The organism is Testudinibacter sp. 'clade 2', from assembly GCF_006227735.1.
Classification (GTDB): Bacteria; Pseudomonadota; Gammaproteobacteria; order Enterobacterales; family Pasteurellaceae; genus Chelonobacter.
Genome location: NZ_VDHB01000114.1, coordinates 1 through 4,522 on the forward strand (window position 1 = coordinate 1; position 4,522 = coordinate 4,522).

Annotated in this window: 3 protein-coding genes; all 3 read left to right on the forward strand. The window is 43.1% G+C overall.

Translation table 11 applies throughout. The features are described from left to right. Positions 1 to 327 precede the first annotated feature (327 nt). The 3 genes from FHQ30_RS09175 (at position 328) to ilvN (ending at position 4,323) form a co-directional block, all read left to right on the forward strand. Entirely contained in the window at positions 328 to 1,863 is a 1,536-nt protein-coding gene (locus FHQ30_RS09175; protein WP_139612179.1) for a Na+/H+ antiporter NhaC family protein, read from the forward strand. 250 nt (positions 1,864 to 2,113) lie between these two features. After that, positions 2,114 to 3,832 (forward strand): acetolactate synthase 3 large subunit, encoded by a 1,719-nt coding sequence (locus tag FHQ30_RS09180; RefSeq protein WP_139612178.1) that lies wholly within the window; start codon positions 2,114 to 2,116, stop codon positions 3,830 to 3,832. Next, a complete protein-coding gene (gene ilvN, locus FHQ30_RS09185; protein WP_132966073.1) occupies positions 3,832 to 4,323 on the forward strand; it encodes an acetolactate synthase small subunit in 492 nt (163 codons plus the stop codon). Before FHQ30_RS09180 ends, ilvN begins: the two co-directional genes overlap by 1 nt. Positions 4,324 to 4,522 lie beyond the last annotated feature (199 nt).

The window sequence follows — 4,522 nt, forward strand, 5'->3', positions numbered from 1 at the left end:
CTTAATAATACTAAAAAGCACAGCGTAAAAGTGCGGTATAAACTTATCGTACTCTTGTTTAACCGGCAAAAAATCCACATGATTTTTAACAAAACAGTAGCAATACCGCACTTTCACAGTTGAAATTTGCTGATATAGCTTGGTTTTTCTTAATACTTATTGTAGTCTTTTGCTGTTTCTCTTCCCTACCCAGTCTTTGGCATTTGCAGAGAGAAACTTTTAGGCTCTGTTTATCTTTTATTAGTAACAGACCCTACTACCTCTCAACGATTGAGAGAGATAAATAACCTCAGCTCAGTTGTAATTACTTTTATTTATGGAATTCTTATGGATTTTGTTGATTTTTCCACTTCAGTTTGGTCAATTATTCCGCCTTTATTGGCGCTTTCTTTAGCGATCATCACTCGCAGAGTATTGTTGTCGCTGAGTGCCGGAATTATTGTCGGTGCTTTGATGTTAAATGGCGGCAATTTACTGAACGCCGCACACTACACATTTTCCAGTGTCTCTTCTCTCGTTTATAGTGACGGTGCGCTGAACGCAGATTATACTAATATTATTATCTTTTTGATTCTATTAGGGATTTTAACTTCATTACTGACTATTTCCGGCAGTAACCAGGCTTTTGTTAACTGGGCACAAAAACATATCAAACAAAAACGTGGCGCAAAATTGCTGACCGTGTTTTTAGGTGTTTTTATTTTTATCGATGACTACTTTAATAGTTTAGCTGTTGGTGCTATTGCCCGCCCTGTCACCGACAAATATAAAATTTCCCGTGCCAAATTAGCCTATTTATTGGATTCTACCGCTGCGCCAATGTGTGTCATCATGCCGATTTCCAGTTGGGGGGCTTATATCATTACCCTGATTGGTGGCTTGTTAGCAACCCATGCCATCACCGAATATTCGCCGATCGGCGCATTTATTGCGATGATTGGCATGAATTTTTATGCAATCTTCGCTTTAGTGTTGGTTTTTATCGTCGCCATTTTTTCCTTTGATATCGGCCCGATGGCACACTTCGAACGCAATGCCGAAAACGCCGAAGCCATTTCGGATGATATTTCAAACGGTAAACAGGGGCGGGTAATAGATTTGATTCTACCGATTTTCGTTCTGATTATCGGTACAATCAGTATGATGATCTACACCGGTGCACAAAGTCTGACCACAGACGGACAACCGTTTTCTATCTTAGGTGCGTTTGAAAATACCGTTGTCGGCACGTCGTTGGTTGTCGGCGGTCTCGCTGCGTTAATCACGGCAACACTCTGTGCATTAAGCTCCAAACAAATTTCGTTGAAAGAGTATGTCAGCGCTTACGCTTTGGGAATCAAGTCAATGTTCGGTGCTATCTTAGTGCTGTTTTTTGCTTGGACCATCAATACTATTGTCAGCGATATGCACACCGGTAAATATCTGTCCAGCTTAGTCAGTGGTTCGATTGCGATCGGTTTTCTGCCCGTGATGCTCTTTATTCTGTCTGCAGTGATGGCATTCTCAACCGGCACCAGCTGGGGAACCTTTGGCATCATGCTACCGATTGCTGCGTCTATTGCCGTCAATGCGGATCCGGCACTATTGCTGCCTTGTCTCTCTGCGGTGATGGCTGGTGCGGTGTGCGGTGATCACTGTTCGCCGATTTCAGACACCACTATTTTGTCTTCCACCGGCGCAAGCTGTAACCATATTGACCATGTTACCACGCAGCTGCCATATGCGATGTTGGTTGCCACCTCTTCTGCGGTCGGTTATTTAGTCGTCGGTTTTACTCAGTCTGGCTGGCTAGGCTTTTTGGCGACAGGCGTTGTTATGATTGGATTAATTTTATTGTTTAAGAAAAGACCAACAAAAACATAAACCGCACTTTTTTAATATAAGCAGATAATTTTTTAGATTTTATAAAATGCGATACATTATCGCATTTTTTTTATTTTTAATTGCTTTTATTTTATAAAATATCGAAATTTTGATTTATATAGAATTTAAATCTTTCAAATTACCAAAATACACCTTAAATCCCAATAAAAAAGAGTAGACAACCGAAATCAGTTGGCGTAAAAATAACAGCATATTTAGTGGATATGGCTAACTTACCTCAGGGGGCGTAATGAAAAAATTATCGGGTGCTGAAATTATCGTACAGGCTATCCAAGATCAAGGTGTCAAATTCGTCTTTGGTTATCCGGGTGGCTCTGTTTTAGATATTTATGATGCGATTCAAACCCATGGCGGCATTGAACATATTTTAGTGCGTCACGAACAAGCGGCAGTACATATGGCGGACGGCTATGCCCGCGCCACCGGAGAAGTCGGTTGCGTCTTGGTCACCTCCGGCCCCGGCGCTACGAATGCAATTACCGGTATCGCCACCGCTTATATGGACTCCGTTCCGTTGGTGGTTTTTTCCGGTCAAGTTCGCAGTGCTTTAATCGGCAGCGATGCATTCCAAGAGTGCGATATGGTTGGTATTTCTCGTCCGGTGGTCAAACACAGCTTTTTGGTCAAACGCGTGGAAGACCTAGCCGAAACTATCAAAAAAGCCTTCTATTTAGCCGCAAGCGGGCGTCCAGGTCCTGTAGTGATCGATCTGCCGAAAGACATTGTCAATCCGGCAAATAAAATTCCTTATGTTTATCCGGAAAGCATCAATCTGCGTTCCTACAACCCCAATATTCACGGGCATAAAGGACAAATCAAACGAGCACTAAAAGCAGTACTCGTCGCACAAAAACCGGTTATGTTTGTCGGTGGCGGGATTATCAATGCCAATTGTGCCGAACAAACCACCGAATTTGCCAGAAAATTGAATCTGCCGGTGGTCAGCTCTTTGATGGGATTGGGCGCATTTCCGGGAACTGATAAGCAATCATTAGGTATGCTGGGCATGCACGGCACCTTTGAAGCCAATAATGCCATGCACGAAAGTGATTTGATCCTCGCCATTGGAGTGCGCTTTGACGATCGTACTACCAATAATTTGGAAAAATATTGTCCGCATGCCAAAGTGATCCATATTGATATTGATCCAACGTCTATTGCGAAGAACGTCAACACCTATATTCCGATTGTTGGCAGTGCCGATTTAGTCTTAAATGAATTTTTATCGCTATTAAGCGACGATGCCAGCTCAAAAGCACAGGTTTCATTAGCCGCATGGTGGCAACAAATAGAACAATGGCGTGCTCGCCAATGTTTGAATTATGAACACAGCAGCAACGTGATCAAACCACAGCAAGCGGTAGAAACCATTTATAAAATCACTCACGGCGAAGCCTATATTGCTTCCGATGTCGGTCAACATCAGATGTTTGCCGCACTTTATTATCCATTTGATAAACCACGTCATTGGATCAATTCCGGTGGTCTCGGCACGATGGGATTCGGCTTGCCGGCGGCAATGGGCGTGAAATTGGCATATCCCGATGCCTGTGTGGTTTGCATCACCGGCGATGGCAGCATTCAAATGAATATTCAAGAGCTGTCCACCGCTCAACAATACAATATTCCGGTGGTGATCATCAGTTTAAACAACCGTTTCTTAGGCATGGTGAAACAGTGGCAGGATATTATTTATGCCGGGCGTCATTCCCAATCCTACATGAATTCGCTGCCGGATTTTGTCAAATTGGCGGAGGCTTACGGTCATGTCGGTATTCAAATCAACACCCCGGATGAGCTGGAATCGAAATTGCAACACGCCTTTTCCATTAAAGACAAGCTGGTGTTCGTGGATATTCTGGTCGATGAAACCGAGCACGTTTACCCGATGCAAATCGCAGGCGGCGCCATGAACGAGATGATTTTGAGTAAAACGGAGAGAACATAATGCGTAGAATTATTTCAGTCTTATTAGAAAATGAATCCGGCGCATTATCGCGCGTTATTGGTCTATTTTCACAACGGGCATTCAATATTGAAAGCCTGACTGTTGCACCAACGGATGACCCGACACTATCACGCATGACGATCGAAGCTTTTGGCGAAGAAAAAGTGCTGGAGCAAATCGAGAAACAATTACATAAACTGGTCGATGTATTCAAAGTGATTAGCCTCAGTGATTGTGAGCATGTTGAACGGGAGATTATGCTGCTCAAGGTGCGGGCACAAGGCAATTCGCGTGACGAGGTCAAACGCCTATCCGATATTTATCGTGGGCAAATTATTGATGTGACGCCAAAAAGCTACACCATCCAGCTCGCTGGTACGAAGGATAAGCTGAATGCGTTTATCGCCTCGGTCAAACAAGAAACCGAGGTAATTGAAGTCGTTCGCTCTGGGTTGATCAGCCTATCCCGTGGCGAAAAAAACTGTTTGTAATCTCATCCCAAACCGCACTTTGTTTACAAAGGCAAAGTGCGGTATCTTTTTTAACCAATAAAAACAATATTTTACGATCCTCATCGCAATCTTTTTTCCCCAATCTAAACAGGATGGGTAATATCCCTTATTCTTATACTAGGGTCTGTTGATCTTTGTTTATAATTTGAGCTATAGACACTTTTTCGCCACTCTTTTT

What these genes read in the sequence shown, in the direction of transcription:
- FHQ30_RS09175 (WP_139612179.1), top strand. Translation starts at nt 328, where the DNA reads ATGGATTTTGTTGATTTTTCCACTTCAGTTTGGTCAATTATTCCGCCT.
- FHQ30_RS09180 (WP_139612178.1), top strand. Translation starts at nt 2,114, where the DNA reads ATGAAAAAATTATCGGGTGCTGAAATTATCGTACAGGCTATCCAAGAT.
- ilvN (WP_132966073.1), top strand. Translation starts at nt 3,832, where the DNA reads ATGCGTAGAATTATTTCAGTCTTATTAGAAAATGAATCCGGCGCATTA.